Raw genomic sequence first — 14,061 nt, 5'->3', positions numbered from 1 at the left:
TCATAATAGAATGGGAGTATCCATATGCAAGAGACACAAATATTAATTGTAGATGATGAAAGTGCAATACTACATATGTTAACAACGATTCTAAAAAGAGAAGAATTCAAATATATAGATACAGCATATACTGCTGCGGATGCTTTGACCTTATGTCAAACAAAAAGATATGACTTGATCCTTTTGGATGTTATGCTCCCAGATCGTAGCGGTTTTGAAATTTGTCCGCTCATTAGAGAAACCACCGATGCCCCCATTTTCTTTCTTACGGCACGTTCAACAGATTTGGATAAACTTTCTGGATTTGCATTAGGCGCAGACGATTATATTACAAAACCCTTTAATCCACTTGAGGTTGTCGCAAGGGTAAAAGCACATTTACGGCGTCATTCAGGAAAGGTTTCACACACTTCCCAAACGTTTTACCAATACGGACAAATCCAAGTAAACACTCTATCTGGAGAAGTATCCGTGAATGGCAGGACAGTAGAATTGCCTGCACAGGTTTACCTGCTACTGCTATTCTTCTGTAAATATCCAAATCAGCTTTTTAGTAAAAGTCAGCTTTATGAAAAAGTGTGGGGCGAAGAATTTTTAGGTGAGGATAATACCGTTATGGTCCATATTAGTAAACTTCGGGAAAAGATTGAGGACACCCCAAGTAAACCACGTCATCTTATTACAGTAAGAGGACTTGGCTATAAATTTATTTCTGATGGTAGTAAACATGAACATTCATAAACGCTTCATTGTTCAGTTTTTTATACAATTAATTCTTGTTTTCATCATATTTTTCTTTATTCTATTGTCCATTTGGGCGATCATTGGCTTTTCCATCATGAATGACGAGGTTACAGAAGATTTATCTAAGGCAGATAGCACTTTCTTTTCTGATAGGATTACGATACAAGGTAAAAAAGTGGCATTCGATGACGAATTAAAACAGCTGGCAAAGAATCAGAATGGCTGGCTCCTAGTCCTGACAACAAACGGCGATGTCATTGGAGATTACAATACTTCGGAAAATGTACCTTCACATTTTAATGAGAGCGAACTTGCCGGTTTAATGCTGCAAAATAACTCTGACCCTGTGGAATACTTCCATTGGAAATTAGATGAAGCGTATCCGCAGCCACAATTGCTTATATTCGGTAGAAAAAATTCTGAGACTAGTCTGTTAAAAGAGGTTAAGACAAGTGTCGATTGGAAAAATCATCATCTTAATCTTTCCGCTACTACTCTTAAGCAAATAGATGAGGAAGAGGGATGGGTTCAATTAATCAATTCGACCGGGAAGGTATTGGATGGCTATGGTACCGATAAGGAAGGGATCTCATACACGAATCAGGACCTTAAAACCTTATCAGAGAGTGCACAAGATTCAGTTGATGCTTTCTTTGATACAGAGACAGAACAGACTATCATTGTGGGTATAAACCATTCAGGTTCGACCTCTCTAGAAGAAAACTTGTTCAAAAGGATCAGTAAAAGTGTTTTAACCATTTTTATAGTGTTATTTCTTCTGTTGTTAACAGGAACTTTCTGGTATGCACGTAAATTCGGGGTTCCTTTGATTACGATGATGAAATGGATTCAAAATCTTGGAAGTGGTTTATATGAACAGCCACTCGATCTCCATCAGCACCCTATCATGTTAAATAAAAAAGGAAAGCTAAAAAGGAAATATCGGTTATATAAGGAATTGATTACAACCCTTGAACAGTTAACCGAGACCCTGCATCAAAACGAAACCCAACGGAGGAAAATGACTCAAACTAGAGATGAATGGATAAGCGGTCTTTCGCATGATTTAAAAACGCCTCTTGCTTCCATATCAGGTTATGCTCAAATGCTTGAATCTGAAAATTACTCGTGGACAGAAAGAGAGACAAGAGAATTCGCTTTAATCATTGCCGAAAAGTCAGGATATATGATGGAATTACTTGAAGATCTAACATTAACATACCGTTTAAGAAATCAAGCTCTGCCCATTGTAAAAGAAGAAGTAGATATCATAGAATTCATACGCAGAACCATTATCCATTTCATAAATGATCCAACTAACAGCTACATGAAATTCGTCTTCCAGCCGAAAAACGAAACAGCTATAGCATCTATCGATACCAAATGGTTTCAACGGATTATTGATAACCTAATTGCGAATGCTATCCAATATAATCCTTCTGGTACTACGATTATAGTATCTATTTCGCCTATTGAGCAGCACCTTCTGATTATTACGATTGAAGATGATGGTATAGGTATGGACAATGAAACTCTAGATAAGCTCTTCCAGCGCTATTACCGGGGTACCAATACAAGTGATTCCGGTCGTGGAACTGGTCTTGGGATGGCCATAACGAAACAATTAGTTCACCTTCATGGAGGATCCATTAATGTAAAAAGTTCACCGCAAAAAGGCACAACCGTTCGTATCATTCTCCCAGCCTAAATTTGATGAAAAATAGGATAGCCAGAAATTCATAAGGGTACATTTGAATCATAGTTAAAGTTCAATCAGATTGGGTAACGTCAGGGTTTCGAAATGTTGGCGTATCGCAAATACTTTAGAATTACATATGTTGTTCGTAGGCAGGAAGAAAACACTTGAATAAAAACAAAATGGGGCTCTACCTAAAATTTAAAATAAGACTAGATTATCCTTCATGTTTTTTACTGTAATCCTTATTGGATTGAAGAAATTTGCGACACTCCTGCCGAATTACTGGCTATTTGAGACCGCAGCTGCTTGCTTTGATGCTGCTTTGCAGACAGTCGGCGGAAAGGGAGTGGATTTCTGAAATCGACTGGAACGTTTTTAAGAAAAATACTGCAGACAAACTCGCTTTTCTTCGAGTTTGTCTACAGTCTGAACAAAATCATCCCCTAAAGGGGATGATTTTCTTTTTTATTGATTTTCTGGCTGTTGTTGATTCTGCCCTGGCATCCCTGTTCCCATTCCCATCAAATTAGTGGCAAGCGGCACCATATTTTTCATTTTCCCGCCATTTCCACTCAACATTTGATAAGTGGCGATACCCACTCCGACCGAAGCGACTACTGGTAAAATTTTATCCATGTTTGCTCTCATTTACATCACCTTATTTTATATATTTTTGTTCATTTCCTGAACTCTTATATCTTGTTCAAAAAAAAACCAAAAATTCAGATTGTATGTTACCAAAACAATTAGTAATAAAAATACGTTTTAAAGGGAAAATTCTTTCAAGAGGGATATTAGCACTCTTTAAATGAAGATATTTATTTTCATGTCGATAAAATCCAAACGCTTATCTTAAATTGTTTTTTAAATAGTATAGCCATTCAATGATTGAAAATGATTTAAGATTATTGAGGTGAATTTTCATGCCCATGTTAGATGTGGACGGTAATAGCTTGTATTATTCTGTTAAGGGAAAAGGGGTTCCTATTGTTTTTATTCATCCTCCTGTACTGACTAGTGTGAATTTCCAATACCAAATGGAGGAATTATCCGAAGAATTCAAAGTTATAACCTTTGATATTAGGGGACACGGTAGAAGTCAGTATTCAAGACTGCCAGTAACTTATCCCCGGATCATAGAAGATATCAAACATCTGTTGGATCATTTGAAAATTAAAAAAGCAATCATTTGCGGATACTCGACCGGAGGATCTATCGTATTGGAATATTTGCTGAGTTGTGCCGATAGGGCTCTAGGAGGCATTGTTATAGGTGGAATGTCTGAAGTGAGGGATAAATATTTAAAGCAAAAGATTTCTCTAGGAATATCACTTGCCAAGAAAGATGCAGTTCCAATACTTGCGCTTTCCATTTCATGGAACAATTCAAATACCGAAAAGTTGTTCAACAAAATGTTTAATGAAGCCCTAAAAGGAGATGCCAGAAATATCGAGCAGTATTACCATTATAGTTTGCATTATAACTGTACCCATCAGCTTGAGAAAATCAACCTGCCCATTTTATTGATCTATGGTAAAAAAGATAAACCATTGTATTATTACGCTAATTTATTGCATGAAAAATTGCCATGCACGGAATTAAAATTCATTGATCATGCAAAGCATCAGATCCCTACAAAAGCGGCTAATGATTTAAATGAAAGTATAAAGCGTTTTATCCATACACAAACTGTTTGATTCTATCAACTGATAAATTTAATGGAGTGAAAAAATTGGGAAGAGATAAAAGTACACTGATTCATTTATTATTACTATTGCTAGTCACTGCCGTTTTTATTTGGTCAGTCATTAAGCCTGAAGGATACTTGATATGGACAATGGAAGTACTTCCTGCCGTTGTGTTTCTGATCTATGTACTTGCTACATATAATAAATTCCGCCTCACTACATTATCCTATTTCGTTATTGCCGTTCTTTCAATCACCATGTTCATCGGTGCCCATTATACGTACTCAAAAGTCCCCCTGTTTAATTGGCTAAAAGATCATTACGATTTAAACCGGAACCATTATGATCGGTTCGGGCATTTCCTAAAAGGTTTATTTGCGATTGTGATTAGAGAAATACTAATACGTAAAACCCCTCTAACAAAAGGACCGTGGTTATTTGCTGTTACATTAAGTTTTGCGCTTGCCATCGGAGCACTATATGAAATCATAGAATGGATAGCTGCCATCATTTCAAAAGGCGGAAAAGCTTCAAAAGAATTTTTAGGAACACAAGGTGATATTTGGGACGCACAATGGGATATGTCATTAACTTTAATCGCCTCTATCCTTGTATTGTTCACCTTGTCCAAACTTCATGACAAGCTGTTACGAAAAGTGAAAAATTGAAAAAAATAGTGACCTATAGATCACTATTTTTAAATTAGGATTTGATTGTTAATATGATGTTCCATATGTTCTAGATAATCTTTTATTAGCCACTCCAATGATTTTAGTTGATTATTTCCTATATCATAAAGATTAGATAATCTATCAATTGGTGTATTCGTTATTATATGTATGATTTGCTTATTTAAAGAACAAAAAAGGTTAACGATCTCATCCAATGGTCGCTCTTGATAATTCTGAACCAATACCCATTGGTCTTGATTATATGGTTGTATAACATATGGCTGTTCTTCGTACTGAATCTTGATAAACCTATTCATATTGTTCAATGCAGAATCGCAAAGATGCCCTAAAATCTCTTTTTTTGACCATTTGTGTGGCATTGGTCGATGATTTAATTCTTTTTCTGTCCTCCGGTTGAACTCTTCAGGTATAAAACCTATCCAATGATTGATTCCATTTATTACATTTTTCAATTTGCACTCCCCCTAAGTTTTACCTAAAGGATTTTTATTCGGCAACCAACCGGAAAATACCTTCTTCTTCAACCTTTGTTGAATATGGAAACCAACAGCATTCAATTACAGACCCAAAAGAAAAAACCGAAATCAAAAATGGATTTCGGCTCAGACTTCAGGCAAACTTGAAGAAAAGTCAGTTTGCCTGAAGTTTCAAAAATACTCGAGTTGATTTCAGAAATCCGCTCCTTTCCGCTGACTGTCTGCCAAGCCTCCTCGACGCAAGCGACTCCGGGGTCTCGGCTAGCCAGTTTTCGGCAGGGGTCTCGCAAATTCCCTCAATCTAGCGAGCGTTTCATAAAAGAACCACAGGCGCAAAAAGCTCCGAGTGCGGGACCGCCCGTGGAAAGCGAGTGCCAAGTTTCAATCAACGTTCAAATTTTAACCAGTCATGATTGTACTTGCTTACTGCCCTTTTTTTCCTTGATGGCTTTTTGATCGATCTTTGTATAGATGCGTTCCACTTCAATTTTGTCATGCAACAGAAGTTCGCGGTTTTCTTTTAGAAGTTCAGTATATGATTTCCTTCTCCTAGACATTTTTTAATTCACCTCTCAAGTGATTGAATTCCTTCTGTAAAACTACTATCGGAAGCTCGTAAAGTTGTTTATTATATTTTTTAAAAATCCCGAATTTCAGAAGTTCTTGTATAAGTTCCTCTTTTTTTGCTTCTCCCTTTGTACTTAATTGGGTAATCATCAAGGACCCTCCTTAACAAAAATACAGACTTTTGGTATTTGGGGCTGCCTAGCATCCGATCCCACATGAAGAATCTCGACTTCTTCCTATTGCTTCCCCATATAAGGGCATGCTCTGCAAAGTCTTCGCATTTCCTCAGTTGTTCGTATGTACTGCTTTCATGGTGTATTTTCAATACTCGATCATATACATCAAATCCAAATCGCTTCATTTTATCGGAAAGGATATCTAACGCGGCGCAGGGTTTCGAATGGGTCAGGTCGCCGGCACCAAAGAGTGCAACTTTCACTCCAGCAAAGTCCACTTGGTCAATTTCTTCATAAAACTCGTTTGCTTCATACGGTACATCTTCAAGATTCCATGTATATAAACCAATAAAGGCCAAATCAAAATCCTTTAAAGCAGCAACTTCAACAGTATCCAATCTTTCCATATATACTTCACAGCCGACAGCCTTCATTCTATTCTTTATGTTTATAGCCATTTTCTCGGTATTACCGGATAAACTGACATAACCAATGAATACCTTCATCTATATCACCTTCCTAATTGAGAATTAATTTCATTACACACTTCACTATAAATGAAAATGATTCTCATTGTCAATTATTTACCTTCGGTAATTATATTAAACAGTCCGTTCCTCATCTTAAAAATAATATAAATATCCTAAAAAACAAGTTAAAAACCAAAATATTTAGGTAAAAAAACCTATTTTTCACAAACAACCATGATACACTATGTAATAATTTAACTTATTCAGCCATTGCAAATGGTTATAGTTATTTTGAGGTTAAATAAAAAACATACTAGGTGGGCTACTAATGGAATGGTTGAAACCTTCTGAAGCTAATAATCAGTTCGAAAAAATACAGTCAGTTTTTCAGATTTCAAGATCAGGGAATTTACCCCTAATTCAAATTTCGAAAAAAAATATTCACTATTAACTCAATTCTTTTTACTGTTGGGTTGCCAAGATGAAAATAGTGTTACTTCGTTATTTGTCGATAGAATTGATAATCAAGTCATCGAAGAAATTATTATGCATTTTGACAACACCAAGGTTGTATTAGAAAACGAATTACCATCAGAAATAATCTTAAGTAAGCCGAATCAAGAATCTCTCTCCTTGATCAGGTCGAATCATTTAAATCCAATAATAAAAAATCTATATGGGACAATGAGCAAGTCACAATATGAATGGAAACCACAAAAATCATACAAGATAATACCTGAATTTATAGAGAAATACGAAGATATGGAGTTCGATAAGGTGTTAGATTTTTTAAAAAACACATCAAAGGGGCCAATAATCTCGCTCTCATTATACAATTGGACTTTAAAAGATTATTTAAAAGATACTTTTGCCATTAGATATTTCACACATAAATGTAAAAATGCTTATTTATGGGTTGATGATTCTAATATAGTTACTACAATTCAACTAGAGTTATAGAATTACATTAAAATACCCCTTTTATATTAAACAGTAAAAAGAAAGGCTTTATTGTTTGATAAAAGGGGTTATTCTGTAATATTTAAGTACTCTAAAGATTAATCAAGCCTATTTTAAGGAGGGGCGTGAAATGACATTACAGTAGTAAATCCGTATTTGCCTGACAGTAAAACGTTATTGGCAATTCCCCTTAACATCACATTGCAAGCCATCAAATTCATTCCGTTTATTTTTTGCTTCTTCCTTCTCAATGACTTGCGCCAGCCTTTCCTTGCTGGCTAGTCCTTGAATAACTTCATCACCAATAATAAACGTCGGGACAGCCCTTATATCTGCTTCTTCATAGGCATGTTTGAGTGCTTGTTGGTGCACTACGCGATACTTCCGTGACACTAGCGCTTCTCTAAAGTCTTCTACAGGAAGCTCAACTTCACCCGCTAATTTTGTCAATACTTCAATATCTTCAATATTTTGTTCCTCTTGAAAAAACGCGGTAAATACTCTGTTGTGGAATTCGTTCCCTTTTCCGTGCTCCTTTGCAAAATGGCAGCCTTCGAATGCCAAATGTGTATATGGATGCGGGGAGACACGGGGTAAACGCATATCAACCCCTAGCTTTTTCGCAGCAGGCAGAATGTAAGAGTCCCATGAATTCAACTTATCGGGTTCCTTCCATGGATCGATTTTGGCATGTGGACTCGGACGCAATTCAAATGGCATCCATTCCACTTCTACATCCTTATCCTTCACGATTTCGTCCAAAGGACCTTTACCTAAAAAACAAAATGGGCAAATAAAATCAGAATACGCTTTAATTTTCACTGTCATAATATATTCCCTCACTTTTCATTATTAGCTCAACTTGTAACCATAATAGTTACAATACAAAGCAAAAAAAATATTAATATAAGAACATGGCATTCAGTAGTCGATATCTTTCGGCAATTGTTTTACCACCTGTTGTAATCATTTTAGTTACAGGTTAGAGGAAAGTCAACCATTACTTTAAAAGAAAAAAAGTTTGTAAAGAAAATGTTGCTTTTCTCTACAAACTTTTTTATTAAGCTTCCCTACATCTCGATTTGTTCGTTAACGGGTTCTTTCTTTTTCCTTCTCTGTTTTTTCGATTTTTTATAGTACAGCAATTCGTATATACATGGAATGACGATAAGTGTGAGCAGTGTAGACACAGCTAGCCCGCCAATGACAACGATCGCTAAACTTTGTGAAACCAAGCTTCCTGTTTCCGCTTTTTTATATAAAAGCGGCAGCATGGCACAAATTGTTGCTACAGCCGTCATTATGATCGGACGGAATCTTGTAGCCGTCGCTTCGACGATCGCATCACGGATGATCATTTTTTCTTCGTTTTGTTTGACTCGATCCAGAAGCACAATCGCGTTTGTCACAACAATTCCTATTAACATGAGAGCACCCAGCAGTGCTGTAATGTCAACTGGAATTCGACTGATAACCAATCCTAATACCGCTCCAATGGCAGCGAATGGCAAGGAAAATAGAATGGCGATCGGTGCTTTGATTGATTTAAATGTTATTACCATGATTAAAAAGACGATGCCGATCGATATTAACATCGTAAGGAATAAATCGGAAAAATCATCTGTCTGCTGAGCACTGGCCCCGCCGACTAAAATCTCTACATCATTCGGAATATCAAGACCTTTGTTCTCTTTATCTCCAAATATCTCAAGATTTATTTTGCTTGCAATATCGGAAAGCTTAGTCGGATCGACCGTTGCCGTTAATTGAAGATACGTTTCTCCATCTTTATGGAACTGCGTTGTTGCACTCTCTTCACTATTTAAAGATGCAACCTTAGACACCGGAGCTAGACCGCCGTCTGTCATGATCGGGATACTTTTTAAATCCTCTGGTTTTTTAGGATCCAAGATGGGTTCAAGGACGACAGGTGTCTGCTTATCCTGCAAGGTTATATTGCCAATAGGAGTTTTATTAAGCATGATACCTAATTGTTGACCGATTTGTTCTGTATTGCCTTTAGCCGGATCTACCTTGAATGAATAAATCGTTTTCTTTTCGTCTTGGTTTGTTGTAACCTCTTCGATTCCTTTAATATCCTGAATACTTTCTTTGACCTTATTGGCCGTCAGTTCCAAATCTTCAACATTACTGCCGATCACATCTATCGTAATGTTCGTCTTTGATGCCCCCATCATAAATGAAGAGGCTTGGGCCGTAAGCTTCGCATCAGGATAGTTTTCTTGTTCCTTTTCCATTTTCTCCAGGATTGAATCTACATTTGCTTTATCCTTCACGAGGATGCCGAAAGTTGCCTCTGTAGGTGATGTGACTGCTCCATATTGGGCAGTCTCGGCTGAGTTTCCTAATTGCATGAAAATATTATCCACTTCACTCATATCCTGCATCGTTTCTTCGAGTTCAATCGCTTTTTCCTTTACTTTCTCATATGGCTGATCATTTGGATAAGTTAATGTCACGGAGACATAGTCTGCTGAAGAATTATCAATCGCCCCTTTTGGCATGGCAAAATATGTACCAATGGAACCGACAAACAACAGCATCGCAATAATCAGGACTACCCATTTATGATTTAATGACCAAGTAACCAGTTTGGTAAAACGCTTGGCCGGTCGATGTTTTGGCAGCTCCGTCCTTTTCAGCAATCCTGCGCTCATTAACGGAACAACCGTCAATGCCACAATTAAAGAAGCCAGCAAAGAATAAGTTACCGTCAAGGCGAAAGGAAGAAGAAACTCTTGAAGCCCTCCATTCAATAAAGCAACTGGCAAGAAAACGGCTACAGTAGTAAGGGTTGAAGCTGTTATCGCCACTCCCACCTCTTTCGTTGCATCCATCACCAATTCCTTTGAAATCTTCTCCTGCTGCATTTTCCGGAAAATATTTTCAATAACAACTATACTATCGTCCACCAAGCGCCCGATCGCTACAGCGACACCGCCCAGCGTCAAAATATTCAGCGTCACTCCCGACAATGACAGCAAAAATAACGTAAATCCAAGAGATAGCGGTATGGATACGATTGTAATGAATGTAGATCGAACATTCCGTAAAAAGACCATGATTACAATCGTAGCGAATAACGCACCTAGCAGAACTTCTTTTACCATCGTCTGAACGGAAGTCTCCACCATATCAGCTGTAGATAAATAAATGGTCGATTTCTGGTCGCTATACTTTTCATTAATTTCTTTTGCTACTTTTTCAACCTCTTTACTGATGGTGACCGCATTTGATTGACTGTCCTTGATAATGCTTAAATCAATGCTTTCCTTTCCATTAAAACGACTGATGAGGTTGCCATCCTTCGCTTCTTCAACTTTTGCTATCTCTCCAAGTGCGACATTCGGAGTGACCTTTAGTGCTTCTAATTTTTCAATACTTGTTAAATCACCGATAACCTTGATGTTACTTGCCTTCCCATCAATCACTTTTTCGCCTACGGCCAGAGCTGCATTCTGACCGTTAAGGACGCTCATGACATCTTGAATGGAGACTTTCTTTTTAGCCAATTCTTCATTATCCACTTTGACTGAAAGAACGGATTGCGAAATTCCAAATGTCTGTACATCCGAAACCCCTTTAATATCTTTATACAGAGGCTCTAATTCTTTCTTGGTAAAGTCTATATTTTCAGCTGTTAATCCATCCTTAAAAGTAACAGCTACAAATGAGATGGGAATCATTGATGTATTTAACTGTGTAACAGTTGGCTTTGCCATGCTTTGTGGCAGCGCTACACTGCCAAGAGCCTCTTGAACATCAAGTTTCGCTTGTTTCATATCCGATCCGGCTTCAAAGAATAGATCTACTTTTGAAAATCCATCTCCAGTGGTGGAGTATATTGAACTCTTTCCTTTAACTCCCGTAACTGCTCTTTCAATTGGATCTGTAACTTGTGCTTCCATCGTTTTCGAATCAGTGCCCTGACCCATTGTGATAATCGTAACTTGAGGATTATCGGCAGATGGTAAAAATTCCATCGGCAGTTTAAAATAACTGACAACTCCTATCAACAAAATAAATATGGTTACCAATGAAACGGCAGCCTTGTTCTTAAACGCCCACTTAGTAAAAAACTCCACGTACATATCACCCCTGATTATAATTTATAGAAAATAATCCCATTTCAAATATTACCATATATTACTAATGTCGTAGTGTTAATTTTTTATTGATTTTTATATTTTTTTATGTATCTCTATACATAGAAACAAAAAAAGGCTGCGCAGCAGCCTCAGTTTGTAGACAAAAGGGGTTCTATCTAAATTTAAAAACCAAGTTGGTTGGAACGTAAGGAACGAGACTCCTGCGGGAAAAGCGCGTCCAGAAGACTCCCGGACCGCCCGCGGAAAGCGAGTGCCTGGAGAGGAAAGCAACGTTCAAATTGTACAAATCCTTAAAACCAGTAGACAGACTCGATTATTTATATCCTTTGAAAAAAAGCATAACGATAGCAAAAACCATTACCCCGATAAGCAATAACGGGCCGATGCCCGAGCTATACACGAAGTATACCGTGATGTGGCGAAAAATGAGCACCACAAGAAATAGGAATAACAGGATACATAAAATCATGATCAGAGCGGTGTTTTTATTTCGATACAAGTAACCAGCCCCATTTTAATAGCTTTATTCCACTAAAGGAAAAATTCATGCGAATGCATGCCCTAACAACAACCTTCCATTAAGAAACAATATGCAGCCCATGTTTTGTACTATTCTGTATATCAAATAAAAAAGGGCTGCCGCAGCAACCCGATTCTTCGAAAATCGTCTGGACGAAAAATGAAACTACATTTCCTGAAGTTCATTGACCGTTACAAACCTATACCCTTCGTTCGTTAACTCTTGTAAGATCCCTTCAATCGCTTGAAGTTCTTTACCCGTATCATCGTACATCGGATGCATCAGGATGATCGAACCTGGTTTTATATTTTCCTTCACATACTTCACTTTGTCAGAAGCTGAAGTGTAATAGCTATCTGGTTCCAGATTCCAAGTAATGGTCTCTCTATCATTTTTATTTAAATAATAAGGCAAACCTAAGATTTTTTTCCCGTTTGGCGGCCGGACATCAATTTCACCCTTATATCCGGAGTTTTGAATTAATGTATCCGTTTTCTCGATTTCCGCCTTGATATAAGAGGGCGATTTAAAAACCATTCGCCTGTGGGAATACGTGTGATTGCCAATCTGATGTCCTGCTTCCGCTATTTTACCCGCTTCCTCTGGATACTTTTCGATTTCGTTACCAATCAGGAAGAATGTAGCCTTTACATCGTATTTATCCAATAACGGAAGGATTTGATTTACATTGTTCGATGGGCCATCATCAAAAGTCAAAGCGACCACTTTTTCATTCGTCTCGACATTATCCGTTAATCCACCGAATAACTGATATGTTCTTGAATTCATTAATTTATACGTACCAAACAATAGCAGGAAAACAACCAGGATTCCCAATCCAATGAATATCAGTTTCTTTTTCATGCAAATACCTATCTTTCTATAAGTTTTTTAATCCAATGACCTATTATAGCAAATCACTGAAAGAAAGCACTTATTGCTAGCCGTCTACACTCACTTTACATGAATCAATTCAAAACGCTCACACACTAGCAGCATATCTACTTGAAAGGTGTGTCCGATTCTGTCCAGTTCTTCTTTAAAAAATTTTTCATGTGCGTCCCACCAGTATGTATATGTTCGATCGCCTTCCCCTTCTGCAATTGCAAACTCTTCGCTCACTTCATTCATGGGCAATACTTCGACTTTCACTGTTTGGATGATGGCTAAGGGCTCATCCTCACCGCTTAAAATAATGCTGTAATCACCCACGGATGGTAATGGTTCATTTTCTTCTTCATAAAAAACATACCCAGAGCATGTAGCCGTTTTTATCCCAGCCATCACTAATCGAGCCAATTGATCGGGATCGGCCCCGAATTGCCACGCACTGACTGACTGGGGTTTTTCTTCTTCTTTCCCTTGCCAAAATTCATTCCAATATAACTCCGCTTTGACATTCATTCTATGATTCTCCATTCTATTTTTCAGCTCCCCTGAGCATCACGAAAGGTTCAATTGGTTCAACTCCAAACTATCTTCAAGCAAAACTCATTAAACTCTATCACTGCAACTGCTAATTTGATCTACGTGGCCATTCTATTTCACCAGTTAACAGCAAAGTGATGACGATAACCCAAAATATAAAGAAAGATGAGGAAAAAACCAAAGAAACGATAGAAATCACTTTTTTCTCCGTTTTCTTCAAAATTCCCATGACAGATAGGACGATACCGGTAATCGTAAGGAAAAATGTGATATAATCACCCGTCAGGCTCCCGAAATTTGCGATTCTGATAGGTGTAATAAAAACAGTAAAAAAGCAAACGATTCCAATGATGAATGAAGTAAAACTGATTACACCATACCTCTTCTGAATACATGCTTCGTTTTCCATCGAGCTCACCCTTTCATAAGTTTTTAAATCCTATACATCTATTAATATCTCACGAATAATTTTAACATATAATACCAGACAAGTTGTTGTGCACAAAAAAAG

General features: G+C 37.4%; 16 protein-coding genes. 6 read left to right on the top strand and 10 right to left on the bottom strand.

Translation table 11 applies throughout. The annotated features are described in order from the left end of the window. Positions 1–24: 24 nt before the first annotated feature. The 3 genes from ACWF5P_RS01300 to ACWF5P_RS01290 all read left to right on the top strand — a co-directional run bounded on the left by ACWF5P_RS01300 (position 25) and on the right by ACWF5P_RS01290 (position 2,801). A complete protein-coding gene (locus ACWF5P_RS01300) occupies positions 25–741 on the top strand; it encodes a response regulator transcription factor (protein WP_452444505.1) in 717 nt (238 codons plus the stop codon). Continuing rightward, positions 728–2,452 carry a sensor histidine kinase gene (locus ACWF5P_RS01295; protein ID WP_452444504.1) on the top strand — a complete coding sequence of 575 codons (1,725 nt, stop codon included), beginning with the start codon at positions 728–730 and terminating at the stop codon, positions 2,450–2,452. The genes ACWF5P_RS01300 and ACWF5P_RS01295 overlap by 14 nt, the downstream gene beginning before the upstream one ends. 214 nt (positions 2,453–2,666) lie before the next feature. Beyond that, positions 2,667–2,801, top strand: coding sequence for a hypothetical protein (locus ACWF5P_RS01290; RefSeq protein ID WP_452444503.1), 135 nt, complete (start codon positions 2,667–2,669; stop codon positions 2,799–2,801). Between the two features lie 107 nt (positions 2,802–2,908). Here the strand turns inward: ACWF5P_RS01290 and ACWF5P_RS01285 are convergent, their stop codons facing one another. After that, positions 2,909–3,079 (bottom strand): hypothetical protein, encoded by a 171-nt coding sequence (locus ACWF5P_RS01285; RefSeq protein ID WP_225989034.1) that lies wholly within the window; start codon positions 3,077–3,079, stop codon positions 2,909–2,911. Between the two features lie 287 nt (positions 3,080–3,366). Here ACWF5P_RS01285 and ACWF5P_RS01280 point away from each other — a divergent pair, with 287 nt between their 5' ends. Together ACWF5P_RS01280 and ACWF5P_RS01275 are read left to right on the top strand one after the other, a co-directional pair. Then, complete coding sequence (locus ACWF5P_RS01280; protein WP_434167676.1) at positions 3,367–4,140, top strand: alpha/beta fold hydrolase; 774 nt, start codon at positions 3,367–3,369, stop codon at positions 4,138–4,140. 26 nt (positions 4,141–4,166) lie between these two features. Next, on the top strand, positions 4,167–4,799 hold the full coding sequence (locus ACWF5P_RS01275) for a DUF2238 domain-containing protein (protein WP_452444502.1): 633 nt from the start codon (positions 4,167–4,169) through the stop codon (positions 4,797–4,799). A gap of 29 nt (positions 4,800–4,828) precedes the next feature. Here ACWF5P_RS01275 and ACWF5P_RS01270 read toward each other — a convergent pair whose 3' ends face one another. From ACWF5P_RS01270 to ACWF5P_RS01255, 4 genes are all read right to left on the bottom strand, one after another. After that, positions 4,829–5,275 carry a DinB family protein gene (locus ACWF5P_RS01270; protein WP_434167678.1) on the bottom strand — a complete coding sequence of 149 codons (447 nt, stop codon included), beginning with the start codon at positions 5,273–5,275 and terminating at the stop codon, positions 4,829–4,831. Positions 5,276–5,706: 431 nt separating this feature from the next. Next, positions 5,707–5,856, bottom strand: coding sequence for an FbpB family small basic protein (locus ACWF5P_RS01265; protein WP_434167679.1), 150 nt, complete (start codon positions 5,854–5,856; stop codon positions 5,707–5,709). After that, positions 5,849–6,016, bottom strand: a complete 168-nt coding sequence (locus tag ACWF5P_RS01260) for a Fur-regulated basic protein FbpA (RefSeq protein WP_084786080.1) — start codon at positions 6,014–6,016, stop codon at positions 5,849–5,851. The genes ACWF5P_RS01265 and ACWF5P_RS01260 overlap by 8 nt, the downstream gene beginning before the upstream one ends. Further along, on the bottom strand, positions 5,937–6,548 hold the full coding sequence (locus ACWF5P_RS01255) for a flavodoxin domain-containing protein (RefSeq protein WP_452444501.1): 612 nt from the start codon (positions 6,546–6,548) through the stop codon (positions 5,937–5,939). The genes ACWF5P_RS01260 and ACWF5P_RS01255 overlap by 80 nt, the downstream gene beginning before the upstream one ends. A gap of 510 nt (positions 6,549–7,058) precedes the next feature. Here ACWF5P_RS01255 and ACWF5P_RS01250 point away from each other — a divergent pair. Further along, on the top strand, positions 7,059–7,472 hold the full coding sequence (locus ACWF5P_RS01250) for a hypothetical protein (RefSeq protein ID WP_452444500.1): 414 nt from the start codon (positions 7,059–7,061) through the stop codon (positions 7,470–7,472). Between the two features lie 174 nt (positions 7,473–7,646). Here the strand turns inward: ACWF5P_RS01250 and ACWF5P_RS01245 are convergent, their stop codons facing one another. From ACWF5P_RS01245 to ACWF5P_RS01225, 5 genes are all read right to left on the bottom strand, one after another. Beyond that, positions 7,647–8,300: a DsbA family oxidoreductase gene (locus ACWF5P_RS01245; RefSeq protein WP_452444499.1), complete on the bottom strand. Its 654-nt coding sequence runs from the start codon at positions 8,298–8,300 to the stop codon at positions 7,647–7,649. Between the two features lie 242 nt (positions 8,301–8,542). After that, entirely contained in the window at positions 8,543–11,578 is a 3,036-nt protein-coding gene (locus tag ACWF5P_RS01240; RefSeq protein WP_434167682.1) for an efflux RND transporter permease subunit, read from the bottom strand. Positions 11,579–12,287: 709 nt separating this feature from the next. Continuing rightward, entirely contained in the window at positions 12,288–12,986 is a 699-nt protein-coding gene (locus tag ACWF5P_RS01235) for a polysaccharide deacetylase family protein (RefSeq protein ID WP_434167683.1), read from the bottom strand. Positions 12,987–13,076: 90 nt separating this feature from the next. Next, a complete protein-coding gene (locus tag ACWF5P_RS01230; RefSeq protein WP_230176612.1) occupies positions 13,077–13,526 on the bottom strand; it encodes an ASCH domain-containing protein in 450 nt (149 codons plus the stop codon). Positions 13,527–13,638: 112 nt separating this feature from the next. Then, positions 13,639–13,959 (bottom strand): hypothetical protein, encoded by a 321-nt coding sequence (locus ACWF5P_RS01225; protein WP_101223154.1) that lies wholly within the window; start codon positions 13,957–13,959, stop codon positions 13,639–13,641. Positions 13,960–14,061: the final 102 nt, after the last annotated feature.

The sequence above is a fragment of the Peribacillus sp. NPDC055009 genome (genome assembly GCF_053608705.1).
This window is presented reverse-complemented; position numbering and strand designations above follow the sequence as displayed.

Excerpts from the sequence above, each read along its gene's own strand:
- ACWF5P_RS01290 (WP_452444503.1), top strand. The coding sequence starts at position 2,667 with ATGTTTTTTACTGTAATCCTTATTGGATTGAAGAAATTTGCGACACTC.
- ACWF5P_RS01225 (WP_101223154.1), bottom strand. The coding sequence starts at position 13,959 with ATGGAAAACGAAGCATGTATTCAGAAGAGGTATGGTGTAATCAGTTTT.
- ACWF5P_RS01255 (WP_452444501.1), bottom strand. The coding sequence starts at position 6,548 with ATGAAGGTATTCATTGGTTATGTCAGTTTATCCGGTAATACCGAGAAA.
- ACWF5P_RS01250 (WP_452444500.1), top strand. The coding sequence starts at position 7,059 with ATGCATTTTGACAACACCAAGGTTGTATTAGAAAACGAATTACCATCA.
- ACWF5P_RS01235 (WP_434167683.1), bottom strand. The coding sequence starts at position 12,986 with ATGAAAAAGAAACTGATATTCATTGGATTGGGAATCCTGGTTGTTTTC.
- ACWF5P_RS01300 (WP_452444505.1), top strand. The coding sequence starts at position 25 with ATGCAAGAGACACAAATATTAATTGTAGATGATGAAAGTGCAATACTA.
- ACWF5P_RS01245 (WP_452444499.1), bottom strand. The coding sequence starts at position 8,300 with ATGACAGTGAAAATTAAAGCGTATTCTGATTTTATTTGCCCATTTTGT.
- ACWF5P_RS01295 (WP_452444504.1), top strand. The coding sequence starts at position 728 with ATGAACATTCATAAACGCTTCATTGTTCAGTTTTTTATACAATTAATT.
- ACWF5P_RS01260 (WP_084786080.1), bottom strand. The coding sequence starts at position 6,016 with ATGATTACCCAATTAAGTACAAAGGGAGAAGCAAAAAAAGAGGAACTT.
- ACWF5P_RS01285 (WP_225989034.1), bottom strand. The coding sequence starts at position 3,079 with ATGGATAAAATTTTACCAGTAGTCGCTTCGGTCGGAGTGGGTATCGCC.
- ACWF5P_RS01230 (WP_230176612.1), bottom strand. The coding sequence starts at position 13,526 with ATGAATGTCAAAGCGGAGTTATATTGGAATGAATTTTGGCAAGGGAAA.
- ACWF5P_RS01265 (WP_434167679.1), bottom strand. The coding sequence starts at position 5,856 with ATGTCTAGGAGAAGGAAATCATATACTGAACTTCTAAAAGAAAACCGC.
- ACWF5P_RS01280 (WP_434167676.1), top strand. The coding sequence starts at position 3,367 with ATGCCCATGTTAGATGTGGACGGTAATAGCTTGTATTATTCTGTTAAG.